Genomic DNA, 13,964 nt, shown 5'->3' with positions numbered 1-13,964 from the left:
CGTTAGAAAATCAGCTATGGCCATAGTAGGAAGTTTGCTAAAAAGAGGAATCCGGTTGAGTAACATCGTTGCCAACAGGAAAAAGGCAACCATTCATCAGCAGCAGAAAAAGACATTAGCAAAACTTTTGGCGAAGGCCAGGTATACCGAGTTTGGTGAAAAATACAACTTTGATGAATTGTTATCGTCAATCCTTTTTGGCAACAAAGGTGCGTTTTACGAACAGTATAAAAAATCAGTTCCGGTTTATGATTATAACGCTATTTTTAAGGAATGGTGGCACCGTTCTCTTGATGGCGAAAAAGACATTTGCTGGCCAGGCAGCATTAAATATTATGCGTTAAGCTCAGGAACTTCGGAAGCTGCTACCAAGCACATTCCGGTAACGAAGGCAATGTCAAAAGCCATTCAGAAAACCAGCATCAGGCAAATTTTATCCCTTGGAAGTTATAAAGATCTGCCAGACGATTTATATGAAAAAGGTTTTTTAATGCTTGGTGGAAGTACCAACCTCAACAATCAGGATTCACATTATGAAGGTGATTTGAGCGGAATTACAGCCAGCCAGATTCCTGCATGGTTTCGTCCATATTACAAACCGGGAGAAAAAATTGCCTCTGAAAAAGACTGGGGATTAAAACTGGAAGAAATTACACTGAAAGCGCACGAATGGGATATTGGTTTTATCGTGGGCGTACCGGCCTGGATTCAGCTTCTGATGGAAAAAATCATTGCCCATTACAAAGTAAAAACAATTCACGATATCTGGCCAAATCTTCAGGTCTTTGCGCATGGCGGCGTTTCTTTTGAACCATATCGTAAAGGTTTCGAAAAATTGCTTGCCCGGCCGCTCATTTATATCAATACATATCTTGCCTCCGAGGGTTTTATTGCATATCAAAACCGTCCCGGTGCAGCCGGAATGGCTTTGGTTCTTGACAATGGAATTTTCTTCGAATTTGTGCCTTTCAATGAAAAGAACTTTGATTCGGAAGGAACGCTGGTAACATCTCCGGAAACGCTGATGGTGGACCAGGTTGAAGAAGGAAAAGAATATGCACTTTTGATCTCAACCTGCTCAGGTGCATGGCGTTATCTGATTGGTGATACAGTCAAATTTGTAGATAAAGCGAAGGCTGAAATTGTTATCACGGGCCGTACCAAGCATTATTTAAGCTTATGTGGAGAACACCTTTCGGTTGATAATATGAATAAAGCGGTTGATTTAATTTCTGATGAATTAGGATTGACTGTCAAAGAATTTACAGTTTGTGGTGTTGAACATGATTCGTTATTTGCTCACCACTGGTATATCGGTGTGGAAGAAAGTAATGTTGATCCGCAGGTTTTGAAAACCAAAATCGATGCCAAACTTGCTGAGTTGAATGATGATTATGCAGTGGAACGCAAGCATGCTTTGAAAGATGTTTTTGTGACTGTACTTCCCAATAAAGCTTTTTACGGCTGGATGGAATCAAAAGGAAAAATGGGTGGACAAAATAAATTCCCGCGCGTTTTGAAAAACTTTTTGATTGAAGACTGGAAGGAATATCTGAAGAATAACGGGTATGTGGTAGATGAGGTTTTTTCGAAATAATATATCTGGTGAACATTTCCGTGGGTTAAAACCCACGGCTACAACGTCGGTCATGCCTACGGCATTTTTAATTCTCAAAATTAGATATGATTAGAATCAATTGAATCATCCCAGATTTCATAGTGCCTTCGGCACGACAGACTTTCTAGCCACTGGATTTATCCCGTGGTAAGATAAATTTGGGCTCCGTTGGCACACTTTACAAACATAAAACCGGTCAGATTTTAAATCCTGACCGGTTTTTGTTTTATATCTCTTCTCCTACTTCAAAAAATTAGTATAAGCAATCTGGCAGGCGATCAATATAAAAACCACCCCCGTCACCTTATTGAAAATCAAAACAACTTTCGGGGTAAAAACTTTTTTTAGTCTATCTGCAAAAACAGCGATTGAACTTTCCACAAGGAAAACCGCAATCACGCTCGCTGTAAAGAATAGTAAAACCTGATGGAAATTATAATGCAAAGTTGAGCGGATGTACGAAGCAATTGTAACCCAGCTAATAAAATTCACCGGATTTAAAGCATTTAAAAAAAAACCTGTTGTAAAGTAATACAACAAATTACCAAATCTGGTTTTGGGATAAGCAACTTTTGGCTGCCCTTTAACCAAATTTGAAATTCCTAAAATCAATAAAAAAAGAACACCGGCACCGGCCATGTACTTTTGAAAATTGTGAATATCAGGCAATAATCCCGTGCCGAAAATCGCAAAGAAAACGAAAATAGCGTCGGAAATGAATACACCAAAAGCTATTTTAATCCCTGTCCTGTAACCATTGTCTACACTATTTTGAATCAAAGAAAAAAACACAGTACCGAAAGTCAGGCACAGTCCTATACCCGTCAGGATACCGTAAAATAAAGCTTCAATCATACTATATTCCTTTCAGCCGTGCGGCCATTAAAATTCCGGCGATCGAAATGGCATCCGTAATTTCTGAACGCATTACCATTTCCACGGCTTCCGACAAGTGAATCTTTTTCACCTGTAATTCTTCTGTTTCCTCTGGTTCCGCCTCGCTTTGGCTTAAACCCTCCGCCAGAAAAAGAAATCCTTCCTCATCCGTTGCAGAATTTGAGGTATGGATCCTTGATAATCTTGTCCAGTTGCTGGCCAATAAACCAGTTTCTTCCTTTAATTCTCTTTTTGCGGCATCCAGCACATCCTCATCAAAAGGTCCGCCACCTTCCGGAATTTCCCAGGAATATTCATTTAACGTATACCGAAACTGACCAACGAGGTAAATATTTCCGTTTTCATCAACAGGAATGATGCCGAGCGCTTTGTTTTTAAATTTTACAACACCATAAATTCCATCTTTTCCGGCAGGGTTAATCACTTCACGGTGACTGATTTCCAGCCACGCATTCTCATACACCGTCTTGGAAGAAAGCGTCTTCCAATTATTTTCTGTACTTATTCCCCGCATTTTCTTAGTATTTTTGGTCTCTGAAATATTAATCTCTGATGCAAATAAACCAAAATAAGCGTAAACAACGTCTCATCCTGCTCTCTTTTGTAGCAAGTATTATCCTGACGGGGTTAAAGTTTTTTGCGTTTTACCTGACAGATTCGAATGCAATCCTGAGCGACGCACTCGAATCCATCATCAATGTGATCGCAAGCGGTTTCGCATTTTACAGCATATATCTTTCCGCTCAGCCAAAAGATAGAAATCATCCTTACGGCCACGGAAAAATCGAATTTTTCTCCGCCGGTTTTGAAGGGGCATTAATTGTTATTGCTTCACTTTTTATCATTATTGAAGCTGTAAAAAGAATAATGGAGCCTGCTCCTATCCAGAATCTGGCGCAGGGAGCTATTTTCATAGTCATTACGATCATCGTAAATATGCTGATCGGTTATAAACTGGTTGAGGAAGGAAAAAAGGCAAATTCGCTTGCTCTGACCGCAGATGGAAGACATTTATTATCAGATAGCGTTAGCAGCGTGGTGCTAATCGTCAGTGTGGGATTGATTATGCTGACCGGACAAATCTGGATTGACAGTGCAGCTTCTTTATTATTCGGATTATTTTTAGCTTACAACGGTTTTCAATTGGTCAGTAAATCGGTTGCCGGATTAATGGATGCAACGGATGAAAATCTGCTTGAAAAAATTGTGCAATCGATTTCCGAAAATAAAAAAGATCATTGGGTTGATGTTCACAATTTAAGAGTGCAGCAGTACGGCTCTGATCTGCATATTGACTGTCATCTTACTTTACCTTACTATTGGGAATTACAAAAAGCACATGAAGCAATTCATGAATTTGAAAATATTTTAAAAGAAAACCATACGGGTGAAACTGAGATTTTTGTGCATGCCGATCCTTGTTTGCCTAAATGCTGCTATTTCTGTAAAATGAAAATCTGCCCGGTAAGACAATATGATTTTGTGAAAGATATTGATTGGGACGCCGCCAATCTGGTCAAAAATCAAAAGCTATTTGAAGACGCAAGCCTTAAACTGAATGTATAATTTTTCTATATCTTAAATCTAAATTCTAACCTCGAAATGACTTTTTCAAGACGCGATTTTTTAAAGAAAGCAGGCGCAACTGCGTTGATGGCTACTACACTGACAGATCTTTTTGCGGAATCCGCTGCTAAAAAAATGTTCTTTGATATTTCCCTTGCTGAGTGGTCGCTTCACAAGGAATTATTTGCCAAGAAAATCACCAACATGGATTTCCCTGAACTGGCTAAAAAAGAATTCGGGATTTCTATTGTTGAATATGTAAATCAGTTTTTCAAAGACAAAGCAGAAGACAAAACGTATCTGAACGAACTTTTGCAAAGATGTAAGGATAATGGCGTTACCAATAACCTGATCATGATTGATGGTGAAGGCGGACTTGGAGAACTGGATCCTGCGGTAAGAAATAAAGCAGTTGAAAATCACTACAAATGGGTTGAATGCGCAAAATATCTGGGTTGCAAAACGATCCGTGTAAATGCTTTTGGAAAAGGTACCAATGAAGAAATCGCAAAAGCAGCCGTAGAAGGACTTGGTAAACTTGGGGAATTCGCTAAGAAAACAGGAATCAATGTAATCGTTGAAAACCACGGTGGATCTTCATCAAACGGTCAGTGGCTATCTGGCGTAATGAAACACGTGAATATGAAAAACGTTGGAACATTACCGGATTTCGGAAACTTCTGTATCAAAAGAAAACAAGGAAGTTTCGAATGCGAAGAATCATACGACCGCTACCAGGGAACAAAAGAATTGATGCCGTTCGCAAAAGGTGTAAGTGCCAAAACTTATGATTTTGACGAAAAAGGAAATTGCATCGAAACAGATTATACCAAAATTCTTAAAATCGTGAAAGACAGCGGTTTCAAAGGCATCGCTGGTATCGAATACGAAGGAAGCAAACTTTCAGAACGCGAAGGAATTAAGGCAACGAAGGCACTTTTGGAGCGTGTTGGACCGACTATTTAATTGTTAATGGTAAGTGTTAATGGTAAATGATAATAGCCTGATTCATCTCAATAGATGGATCAGGCTATTAGTTTAGAGCGAATAAAATTAACGAGCCCCATTAACAATTTATCATTAATAATTATGCATTCATTACATTCCCAAATAAGCCAGGAATTCCTTCTTTGTAGCTTCCTGTTCAAATTTCCCCCCGTAGTATGCAGTTACTGTTGAGCTTCCTGCATCACGAACGCCTCTTGATTGTACGCACATATGTTTTGCGTCAATCACCACAGCCACATCTTCTGTCTGCAAGGCTTGTTTTAATTCATTCGCAATCTGAACGGTCAGTCTTTCCTGAACTTGTGGGCGTTTAGAGAAATATTCTACGATCCGGTTCAGTTTTGATAAACCAATCACTTTTCCACTGGAAATATATGCGATATGCGCTTTTCCATAAATTGGAACAAAATGGTGTTCACAGTTTGAAAAAACGGAGATATCTTTTTCTACAAGCATTTGATCATACTTGTATTTATTATCAAACAAAGCAACTTTTGGCTTGTTTTTAGGATCAAGACCGCTAAAAACTTCCTTGATATACATTTTTGCTACACGCTTTGGAGTGCCTTTCAAACTATCGTCTGTAAGGTCCAAACCCATGATTTCCATGATATGGCGAAAATGTTTTTCAATCAGTTCAATCTTCACATCGTCTTCCAACGCAAAGGCATCGGGACGCATGGGTGTTTCAATAGAAGAAAAAAGATGCTCATCGCCAATTTCCTCAACATCAAAATTGTCAATCGACCGGGTATTCAACAAAGTTTCGTTCTGTTTCATATAATCTAATTTTCAGAGCAAGCTCTGCATCAATTTTTGGTCTGAGAATATTGTAAATAACAACCGCAATATTCTCGGCGGATGGATTTAAATTCCTGAATTCTTCAACATCAAGATTCAGATTTTTGTGATCGAAACGATCAAGTACATTATCCTTCAAGATAGCACTCAGTACTTTCATATCAATCACAAAACCAGTTTCCTGATTTAATTCGCCAATTACCTGAATGATAAGTTCGTAATTATGACCATGAAAATTCGGATTGTTACACTTGCCAAAAACCTCCTCATTCTTCTCATCCGACCAGTCTGGATTATGAAGACGATGAGCCGCATTGAAGTGTTCTTTACGAAACACAGCCACTTTATGAGCCATACTATAAAATAACGTTAAACAAAAAAAATGCCTTAAATGTCGTAACAAAGTATGTGTCCAACACACTTAAAGCCGTAGGGCGGGATCGTCTCTGCCCATCGGAGTATACTTTTCACTTTCAACACGATATTAATTCAAATTGTTCAATTTTCATCATTATAATTGAGAAAGATTCTGAACACTGATGCGTTTCTAATATTTTTTAATTAATAAAAAAATTTAAAAAATATGGTAATTGGTCGTATCTTGCGCGGTTACAGTACTAATACCTAAACCTTATAAAATTTTCCTTAAGCTTTCTTATGGATAGACGAAATTTTCTTCAAAAAGCAACATTAGCCGGCTCAGCAACAGGAATTTTACCATCAATACTTTTAAACAAAGAAACGGAACAAGCGAGGGATAAAGTTAGAATTGGTTTTATTGGCGTAGGTCTGCGCGGCCGCAATCATTTACAGCAGGCACTTTTCCGGCCGGATGTGGAAGTGAACGCAATTTGTGACATTGATTCCAATTCCGTTAAAGCGGCATTGGACCTGGTTAAAAAAGCGGGCAGAAAAGAACCAGCCGTGTATTCCAAAGGCGATGAAGATTTCCTGAATATGGTGAAACGCGACGATCTGGACGCTGTATTAATTGCAACGCCTTGGCAATGGCACGTTCCCATGACCATTGCAGCTATGAAAGCAGGAAAATATGCAGCTGTGGAGGTTTCTGCCACTGTGACTTTACAGGAATCGTGGGATCTGGTTGATACTTTTGAAAAAACAGGTTCTCATTGCATGATCCTGGAAAATGTTTGTTACCGCAGAGATGTAATGGCTATTTTGAAAATGATCCGCGAAGGAATGTTTGGTGAAATGACCTATGCGCATTGCGGTTACCAGCATGATTTGCGTGGAATTAAATTCAACAACGGAACCAGCAATGAAGGTTATGGAGTTGAATTTGGAGAAAAAGGATATTCAGAAGCGAAGTGGCGTACACAGCATTCCGTTGACCGAAATGGCGATATTTATCCGACGCACGGATTAGGTCCGGTTGCGCACTGGATGAATATTAATCGTGGAAATAAATTTAATTATCTTACCTCAACGGCAACAAAACCGTTAGGTTTGCATAAATATGTCGTAGATCACGGTGGAAAAGATCACCCGAATGCGAAAGTAAATTTCAAATTAGGTGATGTTGTAACGACCGTAATCCAGTGCCATAATGGAGAAAACATTGTGATCATTCACGATACAAATTCTCCCCGCCCCTATTCGCTTGGTTTCAGAGCGCAGGGAACTGAGGGAATCTGGATGAATGATGGTCATACAATTTATCTTGAAGACGTTTCTCCGAAAAAACATGAAGCTGAGCCGGATGCTCCTTATTTGAAAAAATATGATCATCCGCTTTGGACAAAATACGAAAAAGAAGCTGAAAATGCTGGCCACGGTGGAATTGATTATTTTGTTTTCCGCGGTTTTATTGAAGCTGTAAAAAGAAAAGTTGCTCCTCCTATCGACGTTTATGATGCGGCGGTCTGGAGTGCAATTAGTCCGCTTTCAGAATTATCAATTGCTCGTGGAAGCTCCCCGGTAGAAATTCCGGATTTTACCAGAGGAAAATGGAAAACCAATAAGCCGATTTTTGGCTTGAATGATGAATTTTAAATTTTGTAAATATCAAATTAATAATAACCCGGAAATTTTTAACTACTCAAATTAAATGACTAATAAGAAAAACGAATACCTTGGCCCTCTTGTAATTATTGGTGTAATTTTCTTTGTGATGGGCTTCATCACATGGGTTAACGGAACCCTGATTACTTTCTTCAAAAAAGCATTTTCACTGGATAACACCAGTTCTTACCTTGTTACTTTTGCGTTTTTTATATCCTATGTGATCATGGCAATCCCATGTTCCATGGTTGTTAAAAAAACCGGTTTCAAAAATGGTATGTCACTGGCACTTCTTGTAATGGCCGCCGGAACGCTTATTTTTATTCCTGCTGCTGAAATGGCTTCTTATCCATTGTTTCTTGTAGGACTTTTCACAATCGGGATCGGACTTACCGTTCTTCAAACCGCTTCTAATCCATATGCAACCATTCTTGGGCCTCGTGAAAGTGCTGCACAAAGAATCAGTGTAATGGGAATTGCCAACAAAGGCGCTGGTATCATTAGTCAGGTTGTTATTGGTAAATTACTTTTGGCAGGTGCGGAATCGGCAGATCCGAAAGATGAGCTTGATAAAGTGGTGGTACCATATCTTATCCTTACGGCCATTCTTGTTGCTTTGGCACTGATAATCCGGATGAGCAAAGGTCTTGTTGAAGTGAGTGAAGAAGAAGAGGAAACGCCAGGTGTACCTCAGGCTGTACAAAAAACGAGCGTATTTCAATATCCAAATCTTGTTTTGGGTGTGATCGCCCTATTTTGTTATGTTGGTGCAGAGGTAATTGCAGCAGATACTATTATCAGCTACGGTGTATCTTTGGGTATTCCTGAAAGTGAAGCAAGGGTTTTTGGAGCCTATACTTTGGGCGGAATGATGTTCGGATATGTTTTGGGTATCGTACTTATTCCTAAATTCGTCTCTCAACAGGCTTACATGATTTTCTCTGCAAGTTTAGGACTTGTTGTTACCGTCATTGCATTCCTGACTACCGGATTCACATCCGTAATGTGTATTGCTGTTCTTGGTTTTGCTAACGCAGTTATCTGGCCTGCATTGTGGCCGCTTGCGCTTAGCGGACTTGGTAAATTTACAAAAATTGCGTCTGCGCTTTTGGTAATGGGTATTTCAGGTGGTGCGATTATGCCATTGATTTACGGAGGTCTTGCGGATTCCATTGGCAGCACACAAAAAGCTTACCTAATCGTACTTCCTCTTTACGCATTTATATTATATTTCGGCCTTGTTGGTCATAAAAAGAAAAGCTGGTAGTACATGAGAATCTCAACGCCAGGTCGTATTTGTTTTTTCGGTGAACACCAGGATTATTTGGGACTTCCCGTGATTGCAGCGGCCATTTCAAGAAGAATTAGTATCGACGGTAATTATAGAAATGATGATCAGATTATTCTTCATTTACCTGATTTAGATGAAAAAATAGAATTCTCTTTGAAGGAAACATTTCCTTATATCATTCAGAGAGATTATTTCAGAAGTACAATTAATGTTTTAAAAAGAAAAGGTCTTGTTTTTTCAAAAGGCTTTGAGTGCACGATCCATGGAAATATCCCGATTAATTCGGGTACTTCCAGCTCATCGGCGCTGATTGTTTCCTGGGCGCATTTTCTTGATAAAATGTGTGATAATCCGGCTAATTTTTCTCAAAAAGAATTAGGAGAAATTGCCAATGCAGCGGAAGTTCTGGAATTTGGAGAACCAGGCGGGATGATGGATCATTATTCAACCGCGATTGGAAATGTGATTTATCTTGAATCAACACCAGAAATTCACGTTGAGGCACTGACGCCAAAACTTGGCACTTTTGTACTTGGTGATTCGCTGGAACCAAAAGATACGCTGGGAATTCTTTCCCGCTGCCGTTATGGAATGGAAGATGTGATTAAAAAGGTGACTAAATACGATCCTTATTTTTCGATTTTTAAAACGCAGATGGCGCAGTCTTCTGACTACAAAAAGTTGCTATCTCAGGATGAATTAAGCCTTCTTCAGGCTAATATAGATGATCGGGATATTCTTTTACAGGGAAAAGCACTTTTGTCACAGACTGTTGAAGAAGCCGGAACCGAAGCTTTTGATAAGGAATTGGGCTCATTGCTATACAGACATTACAAAAATCTTCGTGATCACAAGCGTACCTCAACACCCAAAATTGAGCGAATGATGGATGCTGCGCTTTCAGCAGGTGCCTTGGGTGGAAAAATAAACGGCTCAGGCGGTGGTGGTTGTATGTTTGTGTATGCACCAAACAATGCCCAGGAAGTTGCAGAAGCCATTGATGGTGCAGGTGGAAGAAGTTATATTATCACTGTCGATTCGGGAACACGGATTGAGGGGTAATAGATTATATTGGTCTTTCAAAAACAAAACCGGTTTGGAAATTAATTTCCAAACCGGTTTTGTTTTTGAATAATAAAGTGCTTTTAAATATAAATGCACCTTTGTAATTCCATTTGTGTTTTACTTTTGTGTAATTTGTAATCTGGTTTACGCCAGAAACAATAAGGTGTCGTAGTTCTGTCTTTTATTTATTTTTTAATTAATTAAAAAATAGAAAAACAGACTTTAGACGTCAGAATTCATTACAAGCAGAATAAATATCTGCTTTAAAAAACAAAAACAAGATGTCCATTTTGACAGCTCCTGAGAATAAATTAAATATATATTGCCCTTCCCTGACAGAATATAAACGCAGGGAAACGATTACAATTAAAATTGGTGACATTCCAATGGGATCTGATTATCCGATCAGAATTCAATCTATGACAACGGTTGATACCATGGATACGCAGGGATCGATTGAGGAAGTAATCCGCATGGTTGAATCCGGATGCGAGTACGTACGTATAACGGCGCCAAGTGTTAAAGAAGCCCAAAATCTTGAAAATATTCGTAATGGATTGCGTCAAAGAGGAATTTTTGTTCCTCTGATTGCAGATATCCATTTTACGCCAAATGCTGCTGAACTTGCAGCCAGAATTGTTGAAAAAGTTCGTATCAATCCGGGAAATTACGCGGATAGAAAACGTTTCGAAGTAATCGATTATACCGATTCTTCATATGCAGCCGAACTGGAACGTATCCGGGAAAAATTCATTCCGCTCATCAAAATCTGTAAAGAATACGGAACTGCGATGCGCATTGGTACCAACCACGGATCGCTTTCTGACCGTATTTTAAGTCGGTATGGTGACACACCGCTTGGAATGGTTGAATCTGCACTGGAATTTTTAAGGATCTGTGAAGAATTCAATTATTTTAACATTGCACTTTCTATGAAATCCAGCAACACGCAGGTGATGGTGGAAGCATACCGTTTACTCGTTCAAAGATTGGATGAAGAAGGCTTGAAACCTTATCCATTACATTTGGGTGTAACAGAAGCTGGTGAGGCGGAAGATGGAAGAATAAAATCAGCCGTTGGAATTGGTACTTTGCTGGAAGATGGCTTAGGTGATACCGTTCGTGTTTCACTTACTGAGGCACCTGAAAAAGAAGCACCGGTTGCTCGCGCTTTGGTTGAAAGATATAATCACCGTGCGCCTCATGAGCATATTGATGCAATCGAATCTTGTCCGATCAATCCTTTTCAATATACAAGAAGAGAAACGCAGGAAGTATTTAATATTGGAGGATTAAATGTTCCGCGTGTTATAGCGGATTATTCTGATCTCTCTGTTGAACAATATGATGATTTAAAAAGTATTGGTCATTTCTTTTTGCCAGTACCTGATAAATGGGCAATGAACGATCAGGGTGCAGATTTTATTTATTCAGGAAGCAACGCCATTCCATTTATGTTACCAAATGGTTTGAAAGAAATTCTTGATCATGAACAATGGCTTAAACATACTGACCGGACAAATAAATTCCCGGCATTCACAGTTCATGAATATTATTCAGCCACTGAAACGTCTTCCCAATTAAATTTCATCAAAGGCAATATTCATCAGTTTGATATTCCTTTTCTTGAAAAAATCCGTCACGAAAAAAATATAGTATTGCTGCTGCATTCCGAAAATCATCATGCGATGCCGGAAATGCGGAGGTTTTTCTATCGCTTGACAGAAATGAAAATAAAAACGCCGGTAATTATCCAGCGTACATACGAAACTGACCTTGGCGATAGTTTAACTTTATATTCGGCAACGGATATTGGTGGATTGTTAGTAGACGGTTTTGGCGACGGGATTTTGTTATCGCCGGATTTTCAATATCCGATTTCACATAAAGAAAAACTTGCCTTAGCCACAACTTATAACAGCATCGCTTTCGGAATTTTGCAAGCCGCAAGAACGCGGATGTCAAAAACGGAATATATCTCCTGCCCTTCCTGTGGCAGGACTTTGTTTGATTTACAGGAAACAACAGCCATGATCCGGAAATATACCGAGCATTTGAAGGGTTTGAAAATCGGGATTATGGGTTGTATTGTAAACGGACCGGGAGAAATGGCTGATGCCGACTACGGTTATGTGGGTATGGGTAAAGATAAAATTGCTTTATACCGTGGACAGGAAGTTGTAAAACGTTCTGTTACAGCTGCGAAGGCAGTAGACGAATTAATTGAACTGATCAAGGAAGACGGCCGCTGGATTGATCCGGGACAGGATGAAGCTTTCAATCTTTCTTAATTCCCAATTACGAATTTTAAACTTTGTTTGATATGAAAAAGTATTTTCAGCTTGGAGATGTATTTTATTACTTTGTCCGGGTATTCAAAAAACCAAATCCAAACGATCCGACTTCATTCAACCTACGAATGATGCACGGCATTAACCGGATTTCGATTGTTATGTTTTTATTCTGTCTGATCGTTATGATTGTACGCGCCTTTACAAGATGAACCTGGAATCAATACGAGACTTTTGCCTGGAATTACCAGGCGTAACCGAAGAACTTCCTTTCGGACCAGATACGCTTGTTTTTAAAGTAATGGGAAAAGTATTTTTATTGACCCCGATTGATGGTGTTGCTACACAATTCAATGCCAAGTGTGATCCCGAAAGGGCCGAAGAGCTGAGAGAGAAATATTCTGATATCCAGCCAGGATATCATATGAATAAAAAACACTGGAACACGGTACATGTTAATGGAAGCATTCCCAGTGAATTATTATACAGCATGATCAAGGATTCTTATGAACTGGTTGTTGACAGTTTACCGAAAAAGGATAAAGCGGCTTTGGGGGAATTGAAATGAAGTTATTGTCATGCAAATAAGCTTAGCAATATTTGCTTATAAGCATAATAACCTGCGCGAAACTCAAATTATTTAATTGTAATCTCAACATGACGATCCGGCAAGTGATAAGAATTTCAGGATACCGTAACGATTTTGTAGCAACAAAAATCGGCCTGTCCTTAGCTAGTTTTACTTCCAAATTGAAAAATGATAACTTTTCAGTTAGGGAGGTTCTAAAAATTATTTCAATAGTCAAAAGTGAGAAAGTCGAAGATTTCCTGCTCTTGGAAATTATGAAATCCAGGAAAGATGAGGCTACTATTTCCCTTCAACAACTTGAAAAAGAAATGGGATGGTTATCTCTTTAATTTTACGTATTTAAGCCGCGGAAATATGTACAAACATTTCCCGCCAGGGAAAAACTAAAAAGCGGCCCAAAGACCGCTTTTTTAGTTTTAATATAGAAAATAAAAGTAAAGTCAATTACTTCGCAGCCTTCATTTCCTCATCAAGTTTCTTGCTCAGTGTTTCACAAACGCCTTCAATTGCGTCAGCCATAACCATATCGTTTGTCGCAGTCAGCAAAGTATCAGCTATTCCGCTCATAATTTCAATGTAAAAACGTTTCATTTCAAAAACTTCCATATCCTTAGTCCAAAGGTCAATTTTCAATGTGCCTCTGTGGTAATGATCCCAAACAGCGATAGCAATTGCGCGGGTATCATTGATGCCTTCGTTTGGATTGTCGGTCGCCGACCAATGGATTTTATCAGGTACGTTTTGATTATCTAGTTCAACGGTGAAATGAATCTCAGAATTTTTCATAAAAGGATTAAATATTTTTCGCAAAAG

General features: G+C 39.0%; 15 protein-coding genes. 10 read left to right on the top strand and 5 right to left on the bottom strand.

All coding sequences use genetic code 11. From position 1 onward, the window contains the following. Positions 1-16: 16 nt before the first annotated feature. Positions 17-1,597 (top strand): GH3 family acyl-acid amido synthetase, encoded by a 1,581-nt coding sequence (locus tag IEE83_RS11885; protein WP_194120792.1) that lies wholly within the window; start codon positions 17-19, stop codon positions 1,595-1,597. Between the two features lie 261 nt (positions 1,598-1,858). On the opposite strand, the gene IEE83_RS11880 is transcribed toward IEE83_RS11885, so the two are convergent. Further along, positions 1,859-2,473 (bottom strand): LysE family translocator, encoded by a 615-nt coding sequence (locus tag IEE83_RS11880; protein WP_194120791.1) that lies wholly within the window; start codon positions 2,471-2,473, stop codon positions 1,859-1,861. Position 2,474: 1 nt separating this feature from the next. Next, the gene (locus IEE83_RS11875; RefSeq protein WP_194120790.1) at positions 2,475-3,029 is read right to left on the bottom strand and encodes an NUDIX domain-containing protein; all 555 of its coding nucleotides are present in this window, start codon (positions 3,027-3,029) and stop codon (positions 2,475-2,477) included. 38 nt (positions 3,030-3,067) lie between these two features. Between IEE83_RS11875 and IEE83_RS11870 the strand changes: the two genes are divergently transcribed. After that, positions 3,068-4,081, top strand: coding sequence for a cation diffusion facilitator family transporter (locus tag IEE83_RS11870; RefSeq protein WP_194120789.1), 1,014 nt, complete (start codon positions 3,068-3,070; stop codon positions 4,079-4,081). A 36-nt stretch (positions 4,082-4,117) separates the two neighbouring features. Beyond that, entirely contained in the window at positions 4,118-5,047 is a 930-nt protein-coding gene (locus IEE83_RS11865; protein WP_194120788.1) for a TIM barrel protein, read from the top strand. A 132-nt stretch (positions 5,048-5,179) separates the two neighbouring features. Here IEE83_RS11865 and folE read toward each other — a convergent pair whose 3' ends face one another. Further along, positions 5,180-5,869 carry a GTP cyclohydrolase I FolE gene (folE, locus tag IEE83_RS11860; RefSeq protein WP_194120787.1) on the bottom strand — a complete coding sequence of 230 codons (690 nt, stop codon included), beginning with the start codon at positions 5,867-5,869 and terminating at the stop codon, positions 5,180-5,182. Continuing rightward, a complete protein-coding gene (locus IEE83_RS11855) occupies positions 5,829-6,245 on the bottom strand; it encodes a 6-pyruvoyl trahydropterin synthase family protein (protein WP_194120786.1) in 417 nt (138 codons plus the stop codon). Before IEE83_RS11855 ends, folE begins: the two co-directional genes overlap by 41 nt. A 302-nt stretch (positions 6,246-6,547) precedes the next feature. On the opposite strand from IEE83_RS11855, the gene IEE83_RS11850 reads away from it, so the two are divergent. The 7 genes from IEE83_RS11850 to IEE83_RS11820 all read left to right on the top strand — a co-directional run bounded on the left by IEE83_RS11850 (position 6,548) and on the right by IEE83_RS11820 (position 13,480). Continuing rightward, entirely contained in the window at positions 6,548-7,906 is a 1,359-nt protein-coding gene (locus IEE83_RS11850; protein WP_194120785.1) for a Gfo/Idh/MocA family protein, read from the top strand. Positions 7,907-7,961: 55 nt separating this feature from the next. Then, a complete protein-coding gene (locus IEE83_RS11845) occupies positions 7,962-9,182 on the top strand; it encodes a sugar MFS transporter (protein WP_194120784.1) in 1,221 nt (406 codons plus the stop codon). A 3-nt stretch (positions 9,183-9,185) separates the two neighbouring features. Further along, positions 9,186-10,268 carry a GHMP family kinase ATP-binding protein gene (locus IEE83_RS11840; protein WP_194120783.1) on the top strand — a complete coding sequence of 361 codons (1,083 nt, stop codon included), beginning with the start codon at positions 9,186-9,188 and terminating at the stop codon, positions 10,266-10,268. A gap of 284 nt (positions 10,269-10,552) precedes the next feature. Next, a complete protein-coding gene (ispG, locus tag IEE83_RS11835; RefSeq protein WP_194120782.1) occupies positions 10,553-12,562 on the top strand; it encodes a (E)-4-hydroxy-3-methylbut-2-enyl-diphosphate synthase in 2,010 nt (669 codons plus the stop codon). Between the two features lie 32 nt (positions 12,563-12,594). Further along, positions 12,595-12,774: a DUF6728 family protein gene (locus IEE83_RS11830; protein ID WP_194120781.1), complete on the top strand. Its 180-nt coding sequence runs from the start codon at positions 12,595-12,597 to the stop codon at positions 12,772-12,774. Then, the gene (locus tag IEE83_RS11825) at positions 12,771-13,130 is read left to right on the top strand and encodes an MmcQ/YjbR family DNA-binding protein (protein ID WP_194120780.1); all 360 of its coding nucleotides are present in this window, start codon (positions 12,771-12,773) and stop codon (positions 13,128-13,130) included. The genes IEE83_RS11830 and IEE83_RS11825 overlap by 4 nt, the downstream gene beginning before the upstream one ends. Before the next feature lie 104 nt (positions 13,131-13,234). Next, a complete protein-coding gene (locus tag IEE83_RS11820) occupies positions 13,235-13,480 on the top strand; it encodes a hypothetical protein (protein ID WP_194120779.1) in 246 nt (81 codons plus the stop codon). Positions 13,481-13,595: 115 nt separating this feature from the next. On the opposite strand, the gene gldC is transcribed toward IEE83_RS11820, so the two are convergent. Further along, entirely contained in the window at positions 13,596-13,937 is a 342-nt protein-coding gene (gene gldC / locus IEE83_RS11815) for a gliding motility protein GldC (RefSeq protein ID WP_194120778.1), read from the bottom strand. Positions 13,938-13,964 lie beyond the last annotated feature (27 nt).

The organism is Dyadobacter subterraneus (genome assembly GCF_015221875.1).
Taxonomy (GTDB): Bacteria; Bacteroidota; Bacteroidia; order Cytophagales; family Spirosomataceae; genus Dyadobacter; species Dyadobacter subterraneus.
This window is presented reverse-complemented; position numbering and strand designations above follow the sequence as displayed.

Bases quoted from the DNA above. Each gene is read 5' to 3' on its own strand.
- IEE83_RS11885 (WP_194120792.1), top strand. From the start codon at position 17: ATGGCCATAGTAGGAAGTTTGCTAAAAAGAGGAATCCGGTTGAGTAAC.
- IEE83_RS11880 (WP_194120791.1), bottom strand. From the start codon at position 2,473: ATGATTGAAGCTTTATTTTACGGTATCCTGACGGGTATAGGACTGTGC.
- IEE83_RS11875 (WP_194120790.1), bottom strand. From the start codon at position 3,029: ATGCGGGGAATAAGTACAGAAAATAATTGGAAGACGCTTTCTTCCAAG.
- IEE83_RS11870 (WP_194120789.1), top strand. From the start codon at position 3,068: ATGCAAATAAACCAAAATAAGCGTAAACAACGTCTCATCCTGCTCTCT.
- IEE83_RS11865 (WP_194120788.1), top strand. From the start codon at position 4,118: ATGACTTTTTCAAGACGCGATTTTTTAAAGAAAGCAGGCGCAACTGCG.
- folE (WP_194120787.1), bottom strand. From the start codon at position 5,869: ATGAAACAGAACGAAACTTTGTTGAATACCCGGTCGATTGACAATTTT.
- IEE83_RS11855 (WP_194120786.1), bottom strand. From the start codon at position 6,245: ATGGCTCATAAAGTGGCTGTGTTTCGTAAAGAACACTTCAATGCGGCT.
- IEE83_RS11850 (WP_194120785.1), top strand. From the start codon at position 6,548: ATGGATAGACGAAATTTTCTTCAAAAAGCAACATTAGCCGGCTCAGCA.
- IEE83_RS11845 (WP_194120784.1), top strand. From the start codon at position 7,962: ATGACTAATAAGAAAAACGAATACCTTGGCCCTCTTGTAATTATTGGT.
- IEE83_RS11840 (WP_194120783.1), top strand. From the start codon at position 9,186: ATGAGAATCTCAACGCCAGGTCGTATTTGTTTTTTCGGTGAACACCAG.
- ispG (WP_194120782.1), top strand. From the start codon at position 10,553: ATGTCCATTTTGACAGCTCCTGAGAATAAATTAAATATATATTGCCCT.
- IEE83_RS11830 (WP_194120781.1), top strand. From the start codon at position 12,595: ATGAAAAAGTATTTTCAGCTTGGAGATGTATTTTATTACTTTGTCCGG.
- IEE83_RS11825 (WP_194120780.1), top strand. From the start codon at position 12,771: ATGAACCTGGAATCAATACGAGACTTTTGCCTGGAATTACCAGGCGTA.
- gldC (WP_194120778.1), bottom strand. From the start codon at position 13,937: ATGAAAAATTCTGAGATTCATTTCACCGTTGAACTAGATAATCAAAAC.